15 protein-coding genes and 1 pseudogene are annotated in these 21,054 nt (G+C 65.8%); 3 read left to right on the top strand and 13 right to left on the bottom strand.

Annotated elements, in window-relative coordinates; translation table 11 throughout:
* Positions 1 to 341: 341 nt before the first annotated feature.
* From AC6LJ2_RS14310 to polA, 3 genes are all read right to left on the bottom strand, one after another.
* On the bottom strand, positions 342 to 1,130 hold the full coding sequence (locus tag AC6LJ2_RS14310; protein ID WP_263910774.1) for a dienelactone hydrolase family protein: 789 nt from the start codon (positions 1,128 to 1,130) through the stop codon (positions 342 to 344).
* Positions 1,131 to 1,246: 116 nt separating this feature from the next.
* Positions 1,247 to 2,086: a ZIP family metal transporter gene (locus tag AC6LJ2_RS14305; RefSeq protein ID WP_263910773.1), complete on the bottom strand. Its 840-nt coding sequence runs from the start codon at positions 2,084 to 2,086 to the stop codon at positions 1,247 to 1,249.
* A 191-nt stretch (positions 2,087 to 2,277) separates the two neighbouring features.
* Positions 2,278 to 4,995 (bottom strand): DNA polymerase I, encoded by a 2,718-nt coding sequence (gene polA, locus AC6LJ2_RS14300; protein ID WP_263910772.1) that lies wholly within the window; start codon positions 4,993 to 4,995, stop codon positions 2,278 to 2,280.
* Between polA and AC6LJ2_RS14295 the strand changes: the two genes are divergently transcribed.
* Positions 4,994 to 5,710: an LOG family protein gene (locus AC6LJ2_RS14295; RefSeq protein WP_445658491.1), complete on the top strand. Its 717-nt coding sequence runs from the start codon at positions 4,994 to 4,996 to the stop codon at positions 5,708 to 5,710. The genes polA and AC6LJ2_RS14295 overlap by 2 nt on opposite strands.
* 52 nt (positions 5,711 to 5,762) lie before the next feature.
* Here AC6LJ2_RS14295 and AC6LJ2_RS14290 read toward each other — a convergent pair whose 3' ends face one another.
* Both AC6LJ2_RS14290 and AC6LJ2_RS14285 read right to left on the bottom strand, forming a co-directional pair.
* On the bottom strand, positions 5,763 to 7,187 hold the full coding sequence (locus tag AC6LJ2_RS14290; RefSeq protein ID WP_498151593.1) for a M20 family metallopeptidase: 1,425 nt from the start codon (positions 7,185 to 7,187) through the stop codon (positions 5,763 to 5,765).
* 61 nt (positions 7,188 to 7,248) lie between these two features.
* Positions 7,249 to 8,232, bottom strand: a complete 984-nt coding sequence (locus tag AC6LJ2_RS14285; RefSeq protein ID WP_498151592.1) for a Bug family tripartite tricarboxylate transporter substrate binding protein — start codon at positions 8,230 to 8,232, stop codon at positions 7,249 to 7,251.
* Between the two features lie 126 nt (positions 8,233 to 8,358).
* Between AC6LJ2_RS14285 and AC6LJ2_RS14280 the strand changes: the two genes are divergently transcribed.
* Entirely contained in the window at positions 8,359 to 9,294 is a 936-nt protein-coding gene (locus AC6LJ2_RS14280; RefSeq protein ID WP_263910769.1) for a LysR family transcriptional regulator, read from the top strand.
* 6 nt (positions 9,295 to 9,300) lie between these two features.
* Here the strand turns inward: AC6LJ2_RS14280 and AC6LJ2_RS14275 are convergent.
* Positions 9,301 to 10,156 (bottom strand): annotated as a pseudogene (locus tag AC6LJ2_RS14275) (LysR family transcriptional regulator).
* Between the two features lie 105 nt (positions 10,157 to 10,261).
* On the opposite strand from AC6LJ2_RS14275, the gene AC6LJ2_RS14270 reads away from it, so the two are divergent.
* Positions 10,262 to 10,654 carry a tautomerase family protein gene (locus tag AC6LJ2_RS14270; RefSeq protein WP_445658487.1) on the top strand — a complete coding sequence of 131 codons (393 nt, stop codon included), beginning with the start codon at positions 10,262 to 10,264 and terminating at the stop codon, positions 10,652 to 10,654.
* Positions 10,655 to 10,771: 117 nt separating this feature from the next.
* Here AC6LJ2_RS14270 and typA read toward each other — a convergent pair whose 3' ends face one another.
* The 7 genes from typA to rluB all read right to left on the bottom strand — a co-directional run bounded on the left by typA (position 10,772) and on the right by rluB (position 21,053).
* Positions 10,772 to 12,595, bottom strand: coding sequence for a translational GTPase TypA (gene typA, locus AC6LJ2_RS14265; RefSeq protein WP_175193904.1), 1,824 nt, complete (start codon positions 12,593 to 12,595; stop codon positions 10,772 to 10,774).
* Positions 12,592 to 13,344 (bottom strand): tRNA pseudouridine(55) synthase TruB, encoded by a 753-nt coding sequence (gene truB, locus AC6LJ2_RS14260; protein ID WP_263910766.1) that lies wholly within the window; start codon positions 13,342 to 13,344, stop codon positions 12,592 to 12,594. The genes typA and truB overlap by 4 nt, the downstream gene beginning before the upstream one ends.
* Before the next feature lie 39 nt (positions 13,345 to 13,383).
* The gene (gene rbfA / locus AC6LJ2_RS14255; RefSeq protein ID WP_025140228.1) at positions 13,384 to 13,785 is read right to left on the bottom strand and encodes a 30S ribosome-binding factor RbfA; all 402 of its coding nucleotides are present in this window, start codon (positions 13,783 to 13,785) and stop codon (positions 13,384 to 13,386) included.
* Positions 13,786 to 13,808: 23 nt separating this feature from the next.
* Positions 13,809 to 16,868, bottom strand: a complete 3,060-nt coding sequence (infB, locus tag AC6LJ2_RS14250) for a translation initiation factor IF-2 (protein WP_498151591.1) — start codon at positions 16,866 to 16,868, stop codon at positions 13,809 to 13,811.
* Between the two features lie 91 nt (positions 16,869 to 16,959).
* Complete coding sequence (gene nusA / locus AC6LJ2_RS14245; RefSeq protein WP_175193902.1) at positions 16,960 to 18,438, bottom strand: transcription termination factor NusA; 1,479 nt, start codon at positions 18,436 to 18,438, stop codon at positions 16,960 to 16,962.
* The gene (rimP, locus tag AC6LJ2_RS14240; RefSeq protein ID WP_263910786.1) at positions 18,435 to 18,938 is read right to left on the bottom strand and encodes a ribosome maturation factor RimP; all 504 of its coding nucleotides are present in this window, start codon (positions 18,936 to 18,938) and stop codon (positions 18,435 to 18,437) included. The genes nusA and rimP overlap by 4 nt, the downstream gene beginning before the upstream one ends.
* Before the next feature lie 324 nt (positions 18,939 to 19,262).
* A complete protein-coding gene (rluB, locus tag AC6LJ2_RS14235) occupies positions 19,263 to 21,053 on the bottom strand; it encodes a 23S rRNA pseudouridine(2605) synthase RluB (protein WP_263910761.1) in 1,791 nt (596 codons plus the stop codon).
* Between the last annotated feature and the right edge of the window lies 1 nt (position 21,054).

Genomic DNA, 21,054 nt, shown 5'->3' with positions numbered 1-21,054 from the left:
GCATGCAGGGTCAAGCCCTAGGCTACCGTCCAGTGTCCGCGATGGCGTCAGAGGTGAGAGACAGGGGTTTAGTCTTCAGAACAGGGTCAGGCACCTAAGGGAGCCGCAGAAACTCACCTGTCTCTCGCGGAATGGTAGCTAACCATCCCAGGGCTCAAGATACAAGGGAAGGCCGAAGGCCTGGACGAAGATGACGAGGGGGAAGTCCGGAGCGAAGGCTCCGGACCGCAATCGTTGGCGCGCGCCACGTGTGCACCACCCGCGCCGGGCGGCCTACGAAGAAGCCCCCCCCACAGCACAAAAAAAACCGCGCCCCGTCGCGCGCAGCGACACCCATTCGCTTACAGATACCGCTTGAACCACTCCAGCATCCGCCCCCACCCATCCTTGGCAGCCGCAGCCTGATAATTCGCCCGATAATCCGCCATGAACGCATGATCCGCGTCCGGATACACCACGAACTCCGACCGCTTGGCATTGTCATTGCCGCCGGCAAGCTTGCCCTTCATGATCTCGATATCCGACACCGGAATGCTGGCGTCCTTGGCCCCATACAAGCCCAACACCGGCGCATGCAGTTCATTGACCACGTCAAACGCCACGCGCTTGATCAAGGGTCCGTGCCCCGTGCTCAACTTTCCGTACCACGCCACCCCTACCTTCACATCCGGGTTGTGCGCCGCATACATCCACGTCAGGCGCCCGCCCCAGCAAAAGCCCGTCACGGCCACGCGCTTGGGGTCGCCGCCGTGCTGCGCGGCCCAGGCCACGCTCGCGTCCAGGTCCGCGAACACCTGCTCGTCGGACACCTTGCTCACGATCTCGGCGATCAGCTTCGGAATATCGGTATAGGTGGAGGCGTCGCCCTGGCGCTGGTACAGATTCGCGGCCACGGCCAGATAGCCGGCCTTGGCGACCCGGCGGCAGATATCCTTGATGTGCTCGTGCACCCCGAAGATTTCCTGCACGACCAGCACCACGGGCAGGTTCTGCTTGCCCTCCGGGGCGGCGTAGTAAGCGTCCAGGGCTCCATCAGCCACGGGCAGTTGGAAATCCCCGTGGACCAGCCCCTGCGTATCCGTGTGGATCACGGTGGGGGCAACGTTGCCTGCGGCGGCGGAAAAACTCATGGCGAACTCCTGTATAGGGATCAACGCGGGACCGGCGCCCCGCGCTTCGCCAACAAGGCATGCGCGACACGACCGGCCAGGATCAGGACAAAGCCGGGTATCGCGAACGCCGCGCCTCAGTGCGTGTGGACGTGCTCCGTGCGCGCCGCGCCTTGGCCGGCATCAGGCTCGTGCTCGTGCCCGTGGTGCATCAGCGTCGTCACGCTGTAGATCAGCGCCACGCCCACGCCCACCAGCAGCAGCTGCGGCACCGCATCGGCCAGGGATACCCGTTCGTGCATCTGCGGCATCAGGTCGGCCACCGAAATGTAGAGGAAGCTGCTGGCGGCAACCACCAATACGTATGGCACCCAGCCCTGCGCTTGCTGCAGCACGAAGTAGCCTATTATGCCGCCCACGGCTGAACACAAGCTGGTAAAGAGAATCAGCGCAAACGCCCGGCGCCGCGCCAGGCCCGCGTTCAGCAACACGACGAAATCGCCCAGCTTGTGCGGCACTTCGTGCACGATGATCGAGGCCGCCGTCAGCACGCCCAAGAGCGGATCGGTCAGGAAGGCCGCCGCCACCAAGACCCCGTCGCACAGGTTGTGCAACGAACTGCCGATCAGGATCAGCACCCCGCCGCGGCCCGCCTCGTGGCGGTCGTGACCCGAATGGTGATGGTGCCCGTCACCTTCGTGGTGGTGGCTATGGCGCAGCAGCGCGATCTTTTCCAGCACGAAGAAACCGATCAGCGACGCCAGCATCAGCCCGAACAGCACGTGCGCATCGCCCACCGCGCCCTCGAACGCCTCGGGCAACAGATGCAGCAGCGCCACCGACAGCAGCACGCCCACCGACAGGCTGACCATGTGGTGCAGGTATTGGGCGAACACCTTGTAGGCCAGCCAGCTGGCGACAAGGACGGCAATGAGGCCACCGGTGACGGTAGCGAGCAGGACCCAGAGCAGCAACATTTGGGGGACGGTTTATTGGCGGGGAAGCGCAACATTATATTGTTGCAACCGCAAAAGCGGAAATGGGCCGCCCGTGGGCAGCCCATTCCGTAACGCGGGCCGGCGCCGGTCAACGTCCCTCGCTGCCCCTGGACCGGCGCCCGACCGACCAGCGCCCCGGCCCATCCAGACCGAAGCCCCTCGCACCGTCCTCAGTGCGCCTGTTCCCAGTTCTTGCCCACGCCCACCTCGGCCACCAGCGGCACGCGCAGCTCGGCCACATTGCACATCAGGCGCGGCAGCGCTTCCTTGACCAGTTCCAGTTCCGCGTCCGGCGCTTCCAGCACCAGTTCATCGTGCACCTGCATGATCATGCGCGTCTGCAGCTTTTCGGCCTCGAGCCAGTCCTGCACGGCCACCATCGCCATCTTGATCAGGTCGGCCGCGGTGCCCTGCATGGGCGCGTTGATCGCGGCCCGCTCGGCGCCCTGGCGGCGCGGCCCCGAAGCGCCACGGATTTCCGGCAGTTGCAGCCGGCGTCCGAACACGGTTTCCACGTAGCCCTGTTCGCGCGCCACGCGACGGGTGTTTTCCATGTACATCGCCACGCCGGGATAGCGCGCGAAGTAGCGGTCGATGTAGGCCTGCGCGGCATCGCGCGTGATGCCCAGGTTGGATGCCAGGCCGAATACGCCCATGCCGTAGATCAGGCCGAAGTTGATGGCCTTGGCCGCGCGGCGCTGCTCGGACGAAACGTCCTGCAGCGCCACCCCGAACACTTCCGAGGCCGTGGCGCGGTGGATGTCTTCGCCGGCGGCAAACGCACGTTGCAGGTTGGCGTCGTCCGACACGTGCGCCATGATGCGCAGCTCGATCTGGGAGTAGTCGGCCGACAGCAGCAGGCCCTGCTCGGCGATGAAGGCCTCGCGCACCCGGCGCCCGGCCTCGGTGCGCACGGGAATGTTCTGCAGGTTGGGATCGGACGAGGCCAGGCGGCCGGTGATCACCGCGGCCTGCGAATAGCGCGTGTGCACGCGGCCCGTATCGGGGTTGATCATTCGCGGCAGCTTGTCCGTGTAGGTGGACTTCAGCTTGGACAGTCCGCGGTATTCCAGCAGCACCTGCGGCAGCGGATAGTCCTGCGCCAGCTTGCTCAGCACTTCCTCGTCGGTGGACGGCGCGCCGCCCGCCGTCTTGCGCACCACCGGCAGCTGCATGCGGCCAAACAGGATCTCGCCCAATTGCTTGGGCGAATTCAGGTTGAACGGCTGCCCGGCCAGCTCGTAGGCCTTTTGCTCGAGCTGCAGCATTTCCTGGCCCAGCTTGTGGCTCTGGCGGCCCAGCTCGGCCGCGTCCACCTTGACGCCATTGCGCTCGATGGTGGTCAGCACGGCGGACACCTGCATTTCCAGCAGGTAGATGCGTTCCAGCCCGGCATCGGCGGCCACCTGCGGGCGCAGCACCTGGTGCAGTTGCAACGTGAAGTCGGCGTCTTCCGCCGCATAGTGGCCGGCCTTGTCCACCGCCACTTCGTCAAAGCCGATCTGCTTGGCGCCCTTGCCGCACAGGTCTTCGTACGACACGCCGCTGCGGCCCAGGTAACGCTGCGCCAGGTCGTTCAGGCCGACGCGGTTATGCGATTCCAGCACGTAGGCTTGCAGCATCGTGTCATCGGTGATGCCGGCCAGTCGGATGCCTTCGTTGGCGAATACGTGCGCGTCGTACTTGGCGTGATGCAGCAGCTTGGCGCGCGAAGCGTCCTGCAGCCAGGGGCGCAGGCGCTCCAGCACCTCGGCCTTGGGCAATTGCGTGGCGTTGTCCGGGCCGCGGTGCGCCACCGGGATGTAGCAGGCGACGCCCGGCGCCACTGCCATCGACAGCCCCACCAGCCTGGCCTGCATCTCGTCCAGCGAGGTGGTTTCGGTATCCAGCGCCACCCGCTCGGCCGTCTGCAGTTTTTCAAGCCAGGCGTCGAACGCGGGCCAGTCCGAAATGATCTGGTAGTCCACTTCGGTGGGAGCAACCGGCACTTCGACCGCCACGCGGGCGTCGCCCGCCGGCACGCGTTCGGCATCGCCGGTCAGGTCGCGCAGCCAGGTGCGGAAACCGTAGCGTTCGTAGAGTTCGGTCAGGGTCGCTTCGTCGCGACCGCGCGGCGTCAGGTCGTCGACGCTGTCGACGTGGCCGGTCAGGTCGCAATCACATTTCACGGTGAGCAGCTGGCGCGTCAGCGGGAAATTCGGAATGGCTTCGCGCAGGTTGTTGCCCGCCACCCCCTTGATGCCCTCGGCGCCTTCGACCAGTTTGTCGATCGAGCCGAATTCCGAGATCCATTTGGCGGCCGTCTTGGGCCCCACCTTGGTCACGCCCGGCACGTTGTCGACCGTGTCGCCGACCAGCATCAGGTAGTCCACGATGCGGTCCGGCGGTACGCCGAACTTGTTGACCACGCCAGCCTCGTCCAGCACTTCGCCGCTCATGGTGTTGACCAGCGTGACGTGGCTGTTGACCAACTGCGCCAGGTCCTTGTCGCCGGTGGACACGATGGTGTGCACGTCGCGCTCGGCGGCGCGGCAGGCCAGCGTGCCGATCACGTCGTCGGCTTCGACGCCTTCGATGGCCAGCACCGGCCAACCCAGTGCGCGCACGGCGCGGTGTATGGGTTCGATCTGGGCCGCCAGGTCTTCGGGCATGGGCGGACGATGCGACTTGTATTCCGGGTACAGATCGTCGCGGAAGGTCTTGCCGCGCGCATCGAAAATACATGCGGCATACTCTGCCTTATAGTCGGCTACCAGCTTGCGCAGCATATTGACCACGCCGTACAGCGCCCCGGTGGGTTCGCCTTGCGCGTTGCGCAAATCAGGCATAGCGTGGAAAGCGCGGTACAGGTAGCTTGAACCGTCGACCAGCAATAGGGTTTTTTTCATGGTTACAAAGGCAGATATGGCAACAACTGCGGCAAATACGGCGGCAACGACGGCGGAAACGCCCGCCAACAAGCAAATTCCGCTGATTATGTCAGAGATACGGACGGCGGCAGACAAGCTCGCCCATATCGGGCCCGCGGTCAGCGTCTTTGGCAGTGCGCGCGTCAGCCGCAACTCGCCCCACTACGAAACCACCGTCGCGATTTCGGCCGCCCTGGCCGAGGCGGGTTTCGCGGTCATCGCGGGCGGCGGACCGGGCATCATGGAAGCGGCCAACAAAGGCGCTTTCGAAACCGGCGGCACCAGCATCGGGCTGAACATCAGCCTGCCGCACGAAGCACACAACAACGAATACCAGACTATAAGCCTGTCGTTCGAATATTTCTTTTCGCGCAAGGCCACCTTCTTCATGCACAGCTTCGCCTACGTGGCGATGCCGGGCGGCTTCGGCACCCTGGACGAGCTCTTCGAAGCGTTGACGCTGATCCAGACCGGCAAGGTCCCGCCTGCGCCCATCGTGCTGGTGGGCAGCGAATACTGGTCGGGCCTGGTCGAATGGCTGGGTGGCCAGGTCTTGGCCAATGGCATGATCGGCGCGCACGACCTGGATCTCTTCATCATCGAAGACGATCCCCGCAAGGTCGTGCGCAAGGTGGTCGAATTCCACCAGAAGGTCAACTCCGACGCGCAATACGCGCCGTCGCTGCCGGCCTGACAGGAAACGGGGCCAAAGCCCTGGCGGCCCCAGACGGGGCCGCCGTCCTGCCCTATTTGCGCATGAAAGACGGCAGCACGTCCGCCGGAATCGGGCAGACGTAAGGCTGGCCGCCGCGCATGTCCAGCAGCTCTTGCTTGGCGCGCGCCAGCGCCTCGGGCTGGCGGTACAGGTCCGCGGCGGTCGCGGCGATGATCTTCGCGGCGTGCACCATGCCCTTGTGGGCCAGCGACAGCTTGCCCTGCGCCACCATCTGCCACGAATGGAACGGCGTGCCATAGGTATAGCAGGCGCCCCAGCATTGCGCCGTGGGCGTGACCCAGCTGACGTCGCCGACGTCGGTCGAGCCGTAGCTGATCTCGGTCTTGCCCGGCTCGTAGGGGGCCACGCCGCTGAACAGCGGCGTCGGGTTGCGCAGCACCGCGCCCAGGTTCTTGCCCGCATTGTCGATATCGTCGGGGGAAATCGCGTCCCACATCCGGCGTGCGGCCTGCTGTTCGCCTTCGGTGTAGGACGGCCCCTGCAACGCCTGCATGTTGGCGTACATGACCTCGTTCAACACCCCATTGGGGATGTAGTTCGAGCAGGCCTTGTCGAACACGATCTCCAGCTCGCAGCCGGTCATCAGCGCCGCCCCGCGGGCCACGTTCTTGACGCGCTCGTACAGCTCGGCCGCCTGCGAATTGATGGGGGCGCGCACCAGGTACAGCACCTCGGCGCGGGCCTGCACCACGTTGGGCGAGATGCCGCCGCTGTTGGTCACCGCATAGTGCACCCGCGCATCGGGCACCATGTGCTCGCGCAGGTAGTTCACGCCCACGTTCATCAATTCCACCGCGTCCAGCGCGCTGCGGCCCAGGTGCGGCGAATTGGCCGCATGCGCCGCCACGCCCCGAAAACGGAAGTAGGCCTGGATATTGGCCAGCGACGACTGATGGAAAATGCCGGTGTGCGACGCCGGGTGCCACGTCAGCGCCGCATCCAGGTCATCGAACAGCCCGGCGCGCGCCATGAAGGTCTTGCCCGAGCCGCCCTCTTCGGCCGGACAGCCATAGAAGCGGATGGTGCCGGGCAAGCCGTTGTCCTGCAGGAATTCCTTGACCGCCACCGCGGCGAAATGTGCGGCCGTGCCCAGCAGATGGTGGCCGCAGCCGTGGCCGTTGCCATTGGGCGTTTCCGGCGACGGCTGGCAGGCGAACGCGCCGCTTTCCTGGCTCAGGCCCGACAGCGCATCGTATTCGCCCAGGATGCCGATCACCGGGCCGCCGCTGCCCGCCTCGGCCACGAAGGCCGTGGGGATGCCGGCCGCGTCGCGGGTGACGCGAAAGCCCGCGTCTTGCAGCATGGCGATGTGCAGTTCGGCCGATTTGTGCTCGTCGTAGCGCAGTTCGGCCAGGCTCCAGATGCGGTCGCTCAGTTCCGCATAGCGTTCGCTGCGCGCGTCGATGAACGGCGCAAGTTTGTCGATGGCTCCCATCGCGTCTCCAGTGGCGGGTCTATAGGGTCTACCCCCGCTTTCGCGGGCGGCGTAAAACCGTTTACTCGTCCAGCTTGATGCCGGCAGTTTCAATGATTTTTCGGTTGGCGGCCAGCGTCTGCGCGATACGTTCGCCAAAGGCCTGCGGCGTACCGGTCAGCGGCTCGGCGCCCAGGGCCGCCAGGCGCTGCACCAGCGCCGGGTCCGCCAGCGCACGCTGCGCCGCGCCATTGACGGCCTGCACCACCGCATCCGGCGTGCCGGCCGGCGCGACCAGGCCAAACCAGGTCTGGCCCAGCGCGTTCAATTGCGGATAACCCAATTCGGCCAGCGTCGGCAATTGCGGCAGGCCGGCCAGCCGCGTGGGCGCCGACACGGCGATCGGGCGCAACTTGCCCGCCTTGATCAGCGACTGCGCCGAGGCGTACTGGTCCTGCTGCACCTGCACCTCGCCGCCCACGGCCGCGGTCAGCGCCGGCCCCATGCCGCGATACGGCACGTGCAGCACCTCAACCTTCAGGTCGGCATTCATGGCGGCCAAGTTCAAATGGCCCTGCGAACCGACGCCGGGCGACCCAAACGAATACTTGCCCGGATGGGCCCGCAGCTCGGCCAGGAACTGCGCGAAATCATTCGCCGGAAACGCCGGGTTCACCATCCACACCACCGGCACGGTCGCCACGGCGCCCACCGGCGTCAGATGGGTCGCCGGATCCACCCGCCTGGTGCCGTACAGCAGCGGGTTCACGGCCATCGTGCTGACCGTGGCCATACCCAGCGTGTAGCCATCCGGCTCGGCTCGCGCCACGGCCTCGGTGCCGATCAGCCCGCCAGCGCCGGCGCGGTTTTCCACCACCACGCTCTGGCCCAGTTCCTTGCGCAGGCCGTCGGCCACCGCTCGCGCCAACACATCGGTCGAGCCACCGGGGGCGAATGGCACGATCAGGCGCACCGGCTGGGTGGGATAGGCGCCCGCGGCCAGGGCCCCGGAAGAAACGCCGGCGGCGACGGCACAGACGACAGCATGCAATAGGCGGAACGTCATGGAACAGCCCCTCCTGGGCGTGATCACGTGGAAACGTCATTCTGGGCAGGGCATATCCTTATTTCAAATACATTAATGCGTCTATATATTCGAAATTTGAATAGCTAAAACACCCCTGCTCCTGCCATGGACGTCGCTCCCGCCACCCTGCTGTCCCGCCTCTTGGCCAAGGGCCGCCTGCGCCACCTGCAACTGCTGGCGGGCGTGGCGGACCTGGGCAGCGTGCAGCAGGCCGCGGCCCAGATCGGCATGAGCCAACCGGCCGCCACCCACGCCCTGGCCGATATCGAAGCCCTGCTGGGCGTCAGCCTGTTCGAACGCCACGCCCGCGGCATGCGCACCACTCGCAGCGGTCAGTTGATGGCGGAATGCGCGCGCGGCATGCTCACTACGCTGCGGGCGTCCACCAATTCGGTTGCGGCGCTGCGCGACGGCGCCGCGGGCAGCCTGCGCCTGGGCGCCATTCCCGCCGCCAGCGGCGGCCTGCTGGCCGAGCGCCTGCCGGCCTACATGCTGGCCCACCCCGACCTGCACGTGGAAGTCCAGGAAGGCAGCCGCGAACAACTGCTGCCACTGGCGGCCGCCGGCAACCTGGACATGCTGCTGTGCCGGCGCCCGGAGGCCATGCCCGCCGGCCTGGAATTCGTGCCGTTGCAGCAGGATGCGGCTGTCATCGTCGGCACCAAAGGCCATCCGCTGCTGGCCGGCCCTACCCCGCCCACGCTCGCCCAGGTCGCCTCGCAGTTGTGGATCGAACCACGCCCCGAGCTGGCGATCCACGCCGTCTTCAGCGCCTTTTTCGAGCGCGCCGGCATCGTTCCCCGACTGTGCCGGCTGGCCAGCGCCGCGCCGCCCATGCCCTTGCTGATCGCCGTGATGCAGGCGCAGCAGGCGCTGGCCATGGTGCCGCTGACGCTTGCCGACTGGTACCTGCGCCATGGCCACTTCCAGCGCATACGAATCGATTCGCCCGGCGCCTTCCAGCCCATCGGCGCCGTCGTGCGCGAAGACGGGCCCGGCCGGGAGTTCCTGGACTGGCTGATGGCGGCGCCCCGCCCCTAGCCGATATCAGCGCATCGCCCGCACGATGGCCTCGCGCGCCAGCTCGATGAAACGGTCTTCGCCCGGCCGTGGCGGCAGCAGGCGGAATTCAACCTCGGGCAGCGGCGGCAGACCCGGCCACTGCGCGCGGGTGATGCCTGGCGCCAACGCCGACTCGTTCAGGCAGGCCACGCCCAGCCCCGCCGCAATCGCCAGTTGCAGGCCCGCCACGCCAGACGCCACGTGCGCCACCGCATACGGTACGCTGCGCCGCGACAGCAGGCGCTCGGCATATTGGCGCAGCGCGCACGTTTCCGGCAGCGCCAACAGCGGCAACGCCCCGCGCGTTGCCTGGGTGCCATCTGCCGCCATCCACAAGAGCGACTCGCGCCGCAGCACCGGCCCTTGCGGGCGGCCTTTACCTGCGCCGCGTTCCAGGATGACCATCGAGATACCCACGTCGATCTCGCCGCGCTCATAGGCCGCTTCGATCGCGCCGCTTTTCATGATGGTGACGTGCATGCGCACCTGCGGATACTGCTCGTTCAAGCGCCGCAGCATGCCCGCCACATCACCCGGGCGAAAGTAGTCGGTGATGCACAGGCGCAGTTCGCCTTGCAACGCCACGCAGGTCGCGGTAGGCCTCTTCGCTCAGCGCCAGGATCGCGCGCGCATGCGCCAGCAGCCGCTCACCGGCCGGCGTGGCGGACACGCCCGACTTGCCGCGGATCAGCAGCGCCTGCCCGGCGCGTTCCTCCAGCTTGCGCATCTGCTCGCTCACCGACGATTGCGACAGGAACACCTTGGGCGCCGCCGCCGTCAGGCTGCCCGCATCCAGCACGGCGACCAGGGTACGCAATTGGTCCAAGTCGAATCCAGACATAGCCTATCCAACGGTTTATTCGATGGCTGAAATCGTAAATTCCCGCTTTTCCGATGTCAATCCGCTTCCTACACTGGCGCCATACCCTCACCCACGGAGCCTTCCATGCCTCACATCGTCATCCACGTTTCCGGCCAGTCCGATGCCCACGTCAACCGCCGCATCGTCGACGCCGTCGCCGGCCTGACCCAGACAGTCCTGGGCAAGAAGCTGCCGGTCATCGCCATCACCCTGCAGCACATCCCGCATGACCTCTGGTTCATCGGCGGCCAACCGCTGTCGGAACTGGGCAAGAACGCCTTTCACCTGGACATCAGCGTCACCGACGAAACCAACACCAAGGCAGAAAAGGCACGCTTCATCCAGGAAATCTACGCGGCATTCAGAGAGATCCTGGGCGAGCTGCACGAGTGCTCGTACGTGCACGTGATCGATGCCCGCGCGGCGGCGTATGGCTACGGCGGCAAGACACAGGAATATCGCCATCAGCATGCCTGAGCCGAAGGCAAAGTGATCCCGCCGCACCCTGTCGGGTCGTAAAAAAAAGGCCGTACACCCTTGGGGCGTACGGCCTTTTTGCTGCCTTGCCAAGCGGGGCGATGCCCCGCCTGGCGCTTAGACGGCGGATTCGCGTGCGGCGCGCTTGCGCTCGTTTTCGAGCAGGTAGCGCTTGCGCAGACGGATCGACTTGGGCGTGATTTCGACCAGTTCGTCGTCGTCGATGAACTCCACGGCGTATTCCAGCGACATCTGGATCGGCGGAACCAGGCGCACGGCTTCGTCGGTACCCGAAGCGCGCACGTTGGTCAGCTGCTTGCCCTTGATGGGGTTCACGACCAGGTCGTTGTCGCGGCTGTGGATGCCGATGATCATGCCTTCGTACAGCGCATCGCCCGGATTGACGAACATGCGGCCGCGATCCTGCAGCTTCCACAGGGCGTAGGCCACGGCGTCGCCGTGATCCTGGCTGATCAGCACGCCGTTGCGGCGCTCACCGATCGAGCCTTCCTTGACGGGCGCGTATTCGTGGAAGATGTGGCTCATCAGGCCCGTGCCGCGCGTCAGCGTCAGGAACTCGTTCTGGAAGCCGATCAGCCCACGGGCCGGAATCAGGTATTCCAGGCGGGTGCGGCCACGGCCGTCCGGCTGCATGTCCTGCAGGTCGCCCTTGCGGCGGCCCAGCTCTTCCATCACGCCGCCCTGGTGGGCGTCTTCGACGTCGATGGTCAGCGATTCGAACGGCTCGCACTTCACGCCGTCGATGTCCTTGAACACCACGCGCGGACGCGACACGGCCAGCTCGTAGCCTTCGCGGCGCATCGTTTCCAGCAGGATCGTCAGGTGCAGTTCACCGCGGCCCGACACTTCGAACACCGTGTCGTCGCCGGTGTCGCGCACACGCAGCGCCACGTTGGACTTCAGTTCGCGGTCCAGGCGGTCACGCAGCTGGCGGCTGGTGACGAACTTGCCTTCGCGGCCGGCCAGCGGCGACGTGTTCACCATGAAGTTCATGGTCAGGGTCGGTTCGTCGATGCGCAGCATCGGCAGCGCGTCTTGCGTGGCGGCGTCGGTGACCGTGCAGCCGATGCCCAGTTCTTCGATGCCGTTGATCAGCACGATGTCGCCGGCTTCGGCTTCATCGACCACGATGCGCTCCAGGCCGTGGAACTTCAGGACCTGGTTGATGCGGCCGCGGCCGCCCTGGCCTTCGGGGCCGAACTTGTAGGCCACGTCCATGCCGGGGCGCATACGGCCACGGTTGATGCGGCCCACGCCGATCTTGCCGACGTAGCTGTTGTAGTCCAGCGAGATGATCTGCATCTGCAGCGGACCGTTGGGATCGTCGTCGCGCTGCGGCACGTGTTCGAGAATGGCTTCGAACAGCGGGCGCATGTTGCCCTCGCGCACGTCCGGGGTCAGGCCGGCGTAGCCCGACAGGCCCGAGGCGTACACCACCGGGAAGTCCAGCTGCTCTTCGGTGGCGCCCAGCTTGTCGAACAGGTCGAACGTGGCGTTGATGACGAAGTCGGTACGGGCGCCCGGGCGGTCCACCTTGTTGACCACGACGATCGGCTTCAGGCCCAGGGCCAGCGCCTTGCGGGTCACGAAGATGGTCTGCGGCATCGGGCCTTCAACGGCGTCGACCAGCAGCAGCACGCCGTCAACCATGGACAGCACGCGTTCGACTTCACCGCCGAAGTCCGCGTGTCCCGGGGTGTCGACGATGTTGATGTGCGTGCCTTCGTATTCAACGGCACAGTTCTTGGCCAGAATCGTGATGCCGCGTTCTTTTTCCAGATCGTTCGAGTCCATGACCCGTTCGGTCAGCGCCTGGTTTTCGCGGAAGGTGCCGGATTGGCGCAGCAGCTGGTCGACCAGGGTGGTTTTACCGTGGTCCACGTGGGCGATGATGGCGACGTTGCGCAAGGCGCGAGTCATAGCGAGTCCTTTAAGGTCAGGGTGGAAGGCAGCAAGCCCTCCGGCAATTCGTTCAGTGCAAGCAATGCCTGCTTGGGGTCTGGCATCGCCTGCAAGGCATCCAGCGCAACGGCGCGTTCCAGAGAAAAAGGCCCGACGTGCGTGCGCCGCAGCGCCGCCAGGTGGGCGTAACAGCCCAGCGCGCGCCCGATGTCCTGGGCCAGCGTCCGGATGTATGTGCCTTTACTGCAAGCCACATCGATCTCTGCCTGCGTCCCGTTCAGGGACAGCAGCTCGATGCGGTAAATCGTAATCTGTCGCGGCGGCCGCTCCAGCTCGATGCCGGCCCGGGCGTATTCGTACAGCGGCTTGCCGTCGCGCTTGAGCGCCGAATACATGGGCGGAATCTGCTCGATCGTGCCCGAGAAACGTGACAGCGCTTCACGCAGGGCCTGTTCGTCAACCACGAAGCCAGGCTCGGCGGTGGACACCACGTTGCCGGTCAGGTCGCCGGAATCGGTTTCTTCGCCAAATTGAAGCGTAGCGCGATACGCCTTGTCGGCGTTGAGCATCGCGCCGGAAATCTTGGTCGCCCGGCCCATGCAGCACACCAGCAGGCCGGTGGCAAAGGGGTCCAGGGTACCGGTATGGCCGGCTTTCGCCGCATCCATGGCACGTTTTGCGCGCTGCAAGGCGTGATTGCTCGACAAACCTACGGGTTTGTCGAGCAACAGCACACCGTCGAGCGCAAGCCCGCGTCGTTTAGCCATCGTCGGAATCCGGAAATTAAAGCAGTGACGACAGCCCGATCAGGACTGGTCTTCAGGTTCGTCGGGCACGCCCGAGTGCGGGCCGGGCCGGTTTGCGCGGTCGATGAGGATCGACATCTCGATGCCACGGGCGATCTGCTCGTCGTGGAAGAAGCGCAAAGTGGGGACAGTGTGAATGTGCAGCAGCTTGTACAGCTGGGAGTGCAGCCAGCCGGCCTTCTCGTTCAGCAAGGTGGTCGCGGCTTCGGGCTCGGCGCCCAAAACCGTGAAATACACCTTGGCATGCGCGTAGTCGGTCGACAGTTCCACACCAGAGAGCGTGATCAGTCCCGCGCGAGTCGTATCGATCTCGCGCTGGATGATCCCGGCCAGATCCTTCTGGATCTGGTCGGCCAGCCGCAGATTGCGACCGGGGATGGCTTTGGACTTGTGACGGCTCATTAGCAATAATGCCTCGCGACGCTTTACAGCGTACGCGCGATTTCCTTGATTTCAAAGACTTCCAGCTGGTCGCCCACCTGGATGTCGTTGTTGCCGCGCAGCGTAAGACCGCAATCGAAGCCCGACTTGACTTCCTTGACGTCGTCCTTGAAGCGGCGCAGCGATTCGAGATGCCCCGTCCAGTGAACCACGTTGTTGCGCAGCAGGCGTACCTGGGAATCGCGGCGCACGATGCCATCGAGCACCATACAACCGGCGATGTTGCCGAGACGCGAGATGCTGTAGACCTCGCGGATCTCGACCAGACCGATGATCTCTTCTTTCTTCTCGGGCGCCAGCATGCCCGACATGGCTGCCTTCACTTCATCCACGGCGTCATAGATGATGTTGTAGTAGCGCACGTCGATGCCGTTGTTCTCGGCCAGCTTCTTGGCGCTGGCTTCGGCACGCACGTTGAAGCCGATGACGACCGCGTTCGAGGCGATGGCCAGGTTGATGTCGGTTTCCGAGATGCCACCCACGGCCGCGTGCACCACTTGCACCCGGACTTCGTCGGTCGACAGCTTGACCAGCGACTGCACCAGCGCTTCCTGCGAACCCTGCACGTCGGTCTTGACGATAAGCGTGAGGGTCTGCGTGCCTTCGCCCAGGTTGTCGAACATGGACTCGAGCTTGGCAGCCTGTTGGCGGGCCAGCTTGACGTCGCGGAACTTGCCTTGGCGGAACAGCGCGATTTCGCGCGCCTTGCGCTCGTCGGACAGCGCCATCAATTCGTCACCCGCGGCCGGCACTTCGGTCAGGCCCTGGATTTCGACGGGGATGGACGGGCCGGCCGATTGGATCGGCTTGCCGTTTTCGTCCAGCATGGCGCGCACGCGGCCAAAGCTTGCGCCGGCCAGCACCACGTCGCCGCGCTTGAGCGTGCCGCTCTGCACCAGGATCGTGGCGACCGGGCCGCGGCCCTTGTCCAGGCGGGCTTCGATGACCAGGCCCTTGGCGGGCGCGTCTTCGGGCGCCTTCAGTTCCAGCACTTCGGCTTGCAGCAGCACGTTTTCGAGCAGGGCATCGATGCCCTCGCCGCTCTTGGCGGACACGCCCACGAACGGCACGTCGCCGCCGTATTCTTCCGGCACCACTTGTTCGGCAACCAGTTCCTGCTTGACGCGGTCGGGGTTGGCCGAGGGCTTGTCGATCTTGGTGATTGCCACGACCATGGGCACGCCGGCGGCCTTGGCGTGGTGGATGGCTTCGCGCGTCTGCGGCATCACGCCGTCGTCGGCAGCCACCACCAGGATGACGATGTCGGTGGCCTTGGCGCCGCGGGCACGCATGGCGGTGAACGCCTCGTGGCCCGGGGTGTCAAGGAAGGTCACCATGCCGCGTTCGGTCTGAACGTGGTAGGCGCCGATGTGCTGCGTAATGCCGCCGGCTTCGCCCGCGGCAACCTTGGCGCGGCGGATGTAGTCCAGCAGCGAGGTCTTGCCGTGGTCGACGTGACCCATGACGGTCACGACCGGCGCGCGCGGCAGCTGTTCGGCTTCGGACACGCTGGCGGTTTCGTCCAGGAAGGCTTCCGGGTCGTCGAGCTTGGCGGCGATAGCCACGTGGCCCAGTTCCTCGACCACGATCATGGCCGTTTCCTGGTCCAGCACCTGGTTGATGGTGACCATCTGGCCCAGCTTCATCAGTTGCTTGATGACTTCGGCGGCCTTGACGGACATCTTGTGGGCCAGGTCGGCCACGCTGATGGTTTCCGGCACGTGGACTTCACGTGCAATGAATTCCTGCGGCGCCGGCTCGTTGCGACGGTCGTTCTGCTGGTTGCGGCCACCGCGGCCGCCACTCTTGCCACCGCCCTTGCCGCCCGCACGCCAGCCGTCACGGCTGGCAGGCGCCGCCGGCTTGTCGGCCGGCTTCTTGCGCGAGGCGTCGTCGGACCAGGTCGAGGCCACTTCGGCCGTCTTGATGGTCTTCTTGCTGCCGGGAGCGGCGGGCTTGGCGTCCTTCTTGGCGCCGGGCGCGGCGCCGGGCTTGCCGGCCGGCTTGTGCAGCGTGCCCGAAATCGGGGCGGCGGGCGCGGCGGCGGGCGCTTCGGGTTCCGGCGCACGCAGCACCTTGCGGGGACGGTTCAGCATCTCGCGCAGCGCGGCAGCTTCGGCCTCGGCGGCACGGCGGGCTTCGTCGCGGCCAGCGCCGGTGGCGGAGGCAGCAAGCGGAGGACCGGCGCGGCGGTTGTCGGCGCGGTTACCCACCCTGGCGGCGGGCGCAGCGGCTTCGACCGGCTTGGCGGCGGATTTGACGGATTCGGACTTCGCGGCAGGCTGAGCCTGGGCGACAGGCGCGGCGGCCTGGGGGGAAGATGGTTCGGACGTATTCGCTAGCACAACGGGTTCCGGCTTGGCTTCTTCAGCCTTGGGCTCGGTGGTTTCAGTCTTGACTTCGGGCTTGGCCACTTCGGCCACGGGCTCGGCAGGAGCGGGCGCCGGCGTCGGTTCCGGTTCAGGCTGGGCCTGGACTTCGGGGGCTTGCGCCTCGACGGGGGCGGGCACTTCGGCCGCGACGGATTCAACAGGCGCGGGCGCTTCAACCGGCGCGGGCGCTTCAACAGCAGCGGGCGTTTCCGCCGCAGCCGGGGCCGCAGCCTCTGCCTGGACGGGCGCGGTATCGCGCGGCTCGACCGGGGCGGGCGCCTCGGTCACGGCCGGCGCGGACACCTGCTGCGATTCTTCGACGGCCGCTTCGTCTTCGGCGCGAGCGCCTGCGGCCTGCTCCAGGGCGATTTCGGAGGGATCACGCTTGACGAACACGCGCTTCTTGCGAACCTCGACCTGGATGGTGCGCGAGCGGCCGGTGGCATCCGCCTGCCGGATCTCGGAGGTCTGGCGACGCGTCAGGGTGATCTTCTTGCCTTCGGGCGCGCCATGAGCGCGACGCAGCGATTCGAGCAATTTCGCCTTGTCGCTGTCGGTGACGGAATCGTCAACCGATTTGAGGTCAACGCCAGCCGAGCGCAGCTGATCCAGCAGCACATTGGCAGGCATTTTCAGCTCGGTAGCGAACTGGGCGACGGTGTTACTCGACATTAGGCTCTCTCTTCCCTATATGCAGCTATTACAAACAACGTGAACTTGCGGCGGACATGACGGCACCCGCCGCAGACCCGTGTCCTTATGGTTATTCTTCGTCGAACCAATGGGCGCGGGCACGCATGATGAGGTCGCTGGCTTCCTGCTCGGTCAGGCCGGCGATTTCCGCCAGCTCGTCCGTTGCCAATTCGGCCAGATCATCACGCGTATGCACTTGACGCTCGGCCAGCTTGGCGGCCAGTTCCTGCGTCATGCCTTCGAGTTCCAGCAAATCCTGTGCCGTTTCAAGACGCTCTTCCTGGGCGATGGCCTCGGTCAGGAGCGCATTGCGGGCACGGGCGCGCAACTCGTTGATGGTGTCTTCGTCAAACGCCTCGATTTCCAGCAGTTCCTGCATGGGCACGTAGGCAATTTCCTCGATACCGGTAAAACCTTCGTCGATCAGGATGTCGGCGACTTCCTCATCGACGTCCAGCTTGTTCATGAACGTGGCGCGCAGGCCCGAACGCTCGACTTCCTGGCGGTTCAGGCTTTCTTCCGGCGTCATGATGTTGATCTGCCAGCCGGTCAGCTCGGAAGCCAGGCGCACGTTCTGGCCCTTGGCGCCGATGGCCTTGGGCAGGTTTTCTTCGTCGACCACGACGTCCATCGCGTGCTTGTCTTCGTCCACCACGATGGATTCGACGTTGGCGGGCGCCAGGGCACCGATGACGAACTGCGCGGGGTCTTCGGACCACAGCACGATATCGACCTGTTCGCCACCCAGCTCGTTGCGCACGGCGGTCACGCGCGAACCGCGCATGCCGACGCAGGTGCCGATCGGGTCGATACGCTTATCGTATGCCACCACGGCGATCTTCGCACGCACGCCGGCGTCACGGGCAGCCGCCTTGATCTCGAGCAGGCCCTGCTCGATCTCGGGCACTTCGTTCTCGAACAGCTGGCGGATGAACTCGGGCGAGGTGCGCGACAGGATCACCTGCTGCCCGCGAGCCGCGTGGTCGACGCGCAACACGAAAGCGCGGACACGGTCGGCGACCCGCAGGTTTTCCTTCGGGATCATTTCGGAACGCGGCAGGCGCGCTTCGATCTTGCCCGTTTCGATGATGGCGTCGCCCTTGTCCATGCGCTTGATCGTGCCGGACACGATGGTTTCGCCACGGTCCAGGAAGTCGTTCAGCACCTGTTCGCGCTCGGCGTCGCGGATCTTCTGCAGGATCGCCTGCTTGGCAGCCTGGGCGCCGATGCGGCCGAATTCGATGGGCTCGAGCGGCTCTTCGATGTATTCGCCTTCCTTGATGCCAGGCACGATCTCGACCGCGTCCGACAGCATTTCCTGCTTGTCGGGTTCTTGCAGGCCGGCCTCGTCCGGCACCACCAGCCAGCGGCGGAAACCTTCGTGGTCACCGGTTTCACGATCGATGGCAACACGAATGTCCGCATCATCCTTGAAGCGCTTTTTCATGGCCGAGGCCAGCGCGCTTTCAAGCGCTCCGAACACGACATCACGCGTGACGTTCTTTTCACGCGCCAAGGCATCGACCAACAGAAGAATTTCGCGACTCATCGCTTTTTGCCCTTGAAATCCAGAACGGGATCCAGTTTTGCACGCTCGATATCATCGACCGTGAAATTCAACACCTGGACTTCGTTCTTTTTTGCCTCAAATTCGAGACCGAACACGGTCTTGTGCATTCCAGCCGCGGCATCCGGGGCTGCGGGCGTGTCTTCGGGCACGGTCAACGTGCCGGAAAAGACCTTGCGCCCGTCCAATGCCTCGCGCAGCTTGATCTCGATGCGTTCGCCTGCGAAACGGCGGAATTCGGTCTCGTTGCGCAACGGGCGGTCAATGCCCGGCGAACCGACTTCCAGCCGCTTGTAGTCGATGTTCTCGACCTCGTACACCCGCGACAATTGGCGGGACACCTGCTCGCAGTCTTCGATGCGCACACCGCCGACCCGATCGATCGTGACGCGCAATAGGCCCAGCGCGGCACGCTCGACGTCGACGAGTTCGACATCCATGCCGGCAAGCGCTTCTTCGGTCAATGCGAATAAATCAGCCATATACTCAAAAAAAATGGGCTGCACGCCCAGCCCACCGTATTGCACAACGCCCAGCCGCCACCCTTACTGCACGTAAGGAGCAATGCTGGGCAGTGCCCTATATTGCGACCTAAATTTCGGCTTGCACCGCCACTGCGGCGCACCAGCCCGCCCCACGCAACCCTTCCGCGGCCTAAAGCCAAGGCGCGAAAGCAAGAACGCGAAGCCATGAAAACCATTGATTTTACCAGATAAACTGGAAAAACGCCTGATTCGTCACGGGCTTACGTTTATGTGGGACACATCCGACAGGCGACGCCACCCCGGCGCCGCCCGGCAGGCGGCTCAGCGCCCTCTTCCGCCCCGGCCGCTCATCACGCCCAGGCGCGATTCGTGGGCCGACGCGCCACGCGGTTGCCAGTCGTCGCCACGCGGCGAGGACGACGCATTGCGCGGGGCCCGCGGCTTGCCGCCGGCACCCGGACCCTTGTTGTTGCCGCCGCCCGCACGCGAGCCCTCGGCCTTGTTGCCACCACGGCCCGCACCCGCAGGCTTGGCGCCCCGGCCGGCATTACCGCCACGCGCGCCCGCCGGTTTGCCGCCGGGCTTGCCCCCCGCCGGCTTGCGACCCGCGCCTGCCGGCGCCTCGGCCACATTGCCCGCGGCCGTATTGGCCACCGGTCCGTTGGCAGCCGCCGCGCGCGGACCGCGCGGCTTGCCACCCGCCTTGCCGCCGCTGCGGCCGCCCGGCTTGCCGCCAGCGGCCCCGGCGCCCCGGCCGCCGACGGGCTTGCCGCCCTTGCGATTGCCGTTGCCATTACCATTGCCATTGGCCTCGCCAGCCAGCGGATGGCCATTCGCGTAACCGCCGGCGATCATCAGGCCGGTACCGAAGGGATCCGACGGACACGCCGCCGCCTGGCCGGCACTGCCTACGCGGCCGCCCTGGATCTTGCCACGGCGGCCGATGCGGGCGCCGTTCATGCCGTTGCGGTCCAGCGTGCCAAAGCCCGGGGGCAAGGCGCTGTCATGCGACTGCGGCTGCTTGGACCGGCGACGGTTGCCACCGGCATCGTCGTCTTCACGCAACAATCCCAGCTGCACCATCAGGGCGGTGACCAGTGAGGCGTCCAATTCTTCCCAGCGACCACGGCGCAGCGTGCGCGGCAGCACCACGTCACCAAAACGGGTGCGGATCAGGCGGCTGACAGTGACGCCGACCGCCTCGAACATGCGGCGCACTTCGCGATTGCGGCCTTCCTGCAGGGTCACGCGGTACCAGCGATTGCTGCCGTCGCCGCCCAGGTAGTCCAGCGCGCCGAAAGCGGCCACGCCGTCTTCCAGCTCGATGCCGTCGACCAGCGACTGGCGCTGGGCTTCGTCCATTTCACCCAGCACGCGTACGGCGTACTCGCGTTCGGTGCCATAGCGCGGATGCATGATCCGGTTGGCCATGTCGCCCGAGGTGGTGAAAATCAGGAGGCCCTCGGTGTTCAGATCCAGCCGCCCCACCGACAACCACTTGCCGGTACGCAGCTTGGGCAGACGCGCGAACACGCTGGCACGGCCGCCCGGATCGTCGTGGCTGACGATTTCGCCGGAGGGCTTGTGATACAGGATCACGCGCGGGGGCTTCTTGGTGTTGGTCCGCATGATGGGCTTGCCATTGACGCGGACCTGGTCGTTCGGGGCCACGCGCTGGCCGATATGGGCGGGCTCGCCATTGACCGATACGCGGCCGGCAACGATCAGCTCTTCCATTTCGCGGCGCGAGCCGATGCCGGCGTCGGCCAGCACCTTGTGCAGCTTGGGCATGACCACGTCGCTGTTCAGGTACTTGCCCAGCCGCTGCTCCATGCGGTCGGCGGTATCCAGGTACGACAACGCCTGCTCGGCTTCCTGCTCGCCGCCACGGGTATCGGCCGTATCGGCGACGCTGGCCGCGGGGGCCTGCGCATCGGCAGCGGCGGGCGCCTGCTCGGCGGCAGGGGCATCGCCACGACGGCGGCGAAACGGCGTGCGCAGCTTGCGGCCACGGCCGCGGGCTTCGCCTTCGGCGGCCGGCTCGCGGGTGGCGGAGGCGTCCGGCTGACCGTTGGAAACGGCGTCATCCGGACGGGGATTGTCGTCCTGCATT

The organism is Achromobacter sp. 1014246743 (genome assembly GCF_059760725.1).
The sequence above is the reverse complement of the archived record's forward strand: the minus strand, read 5'-3'. Positions and strand labels throughout refer to the sequence as shown.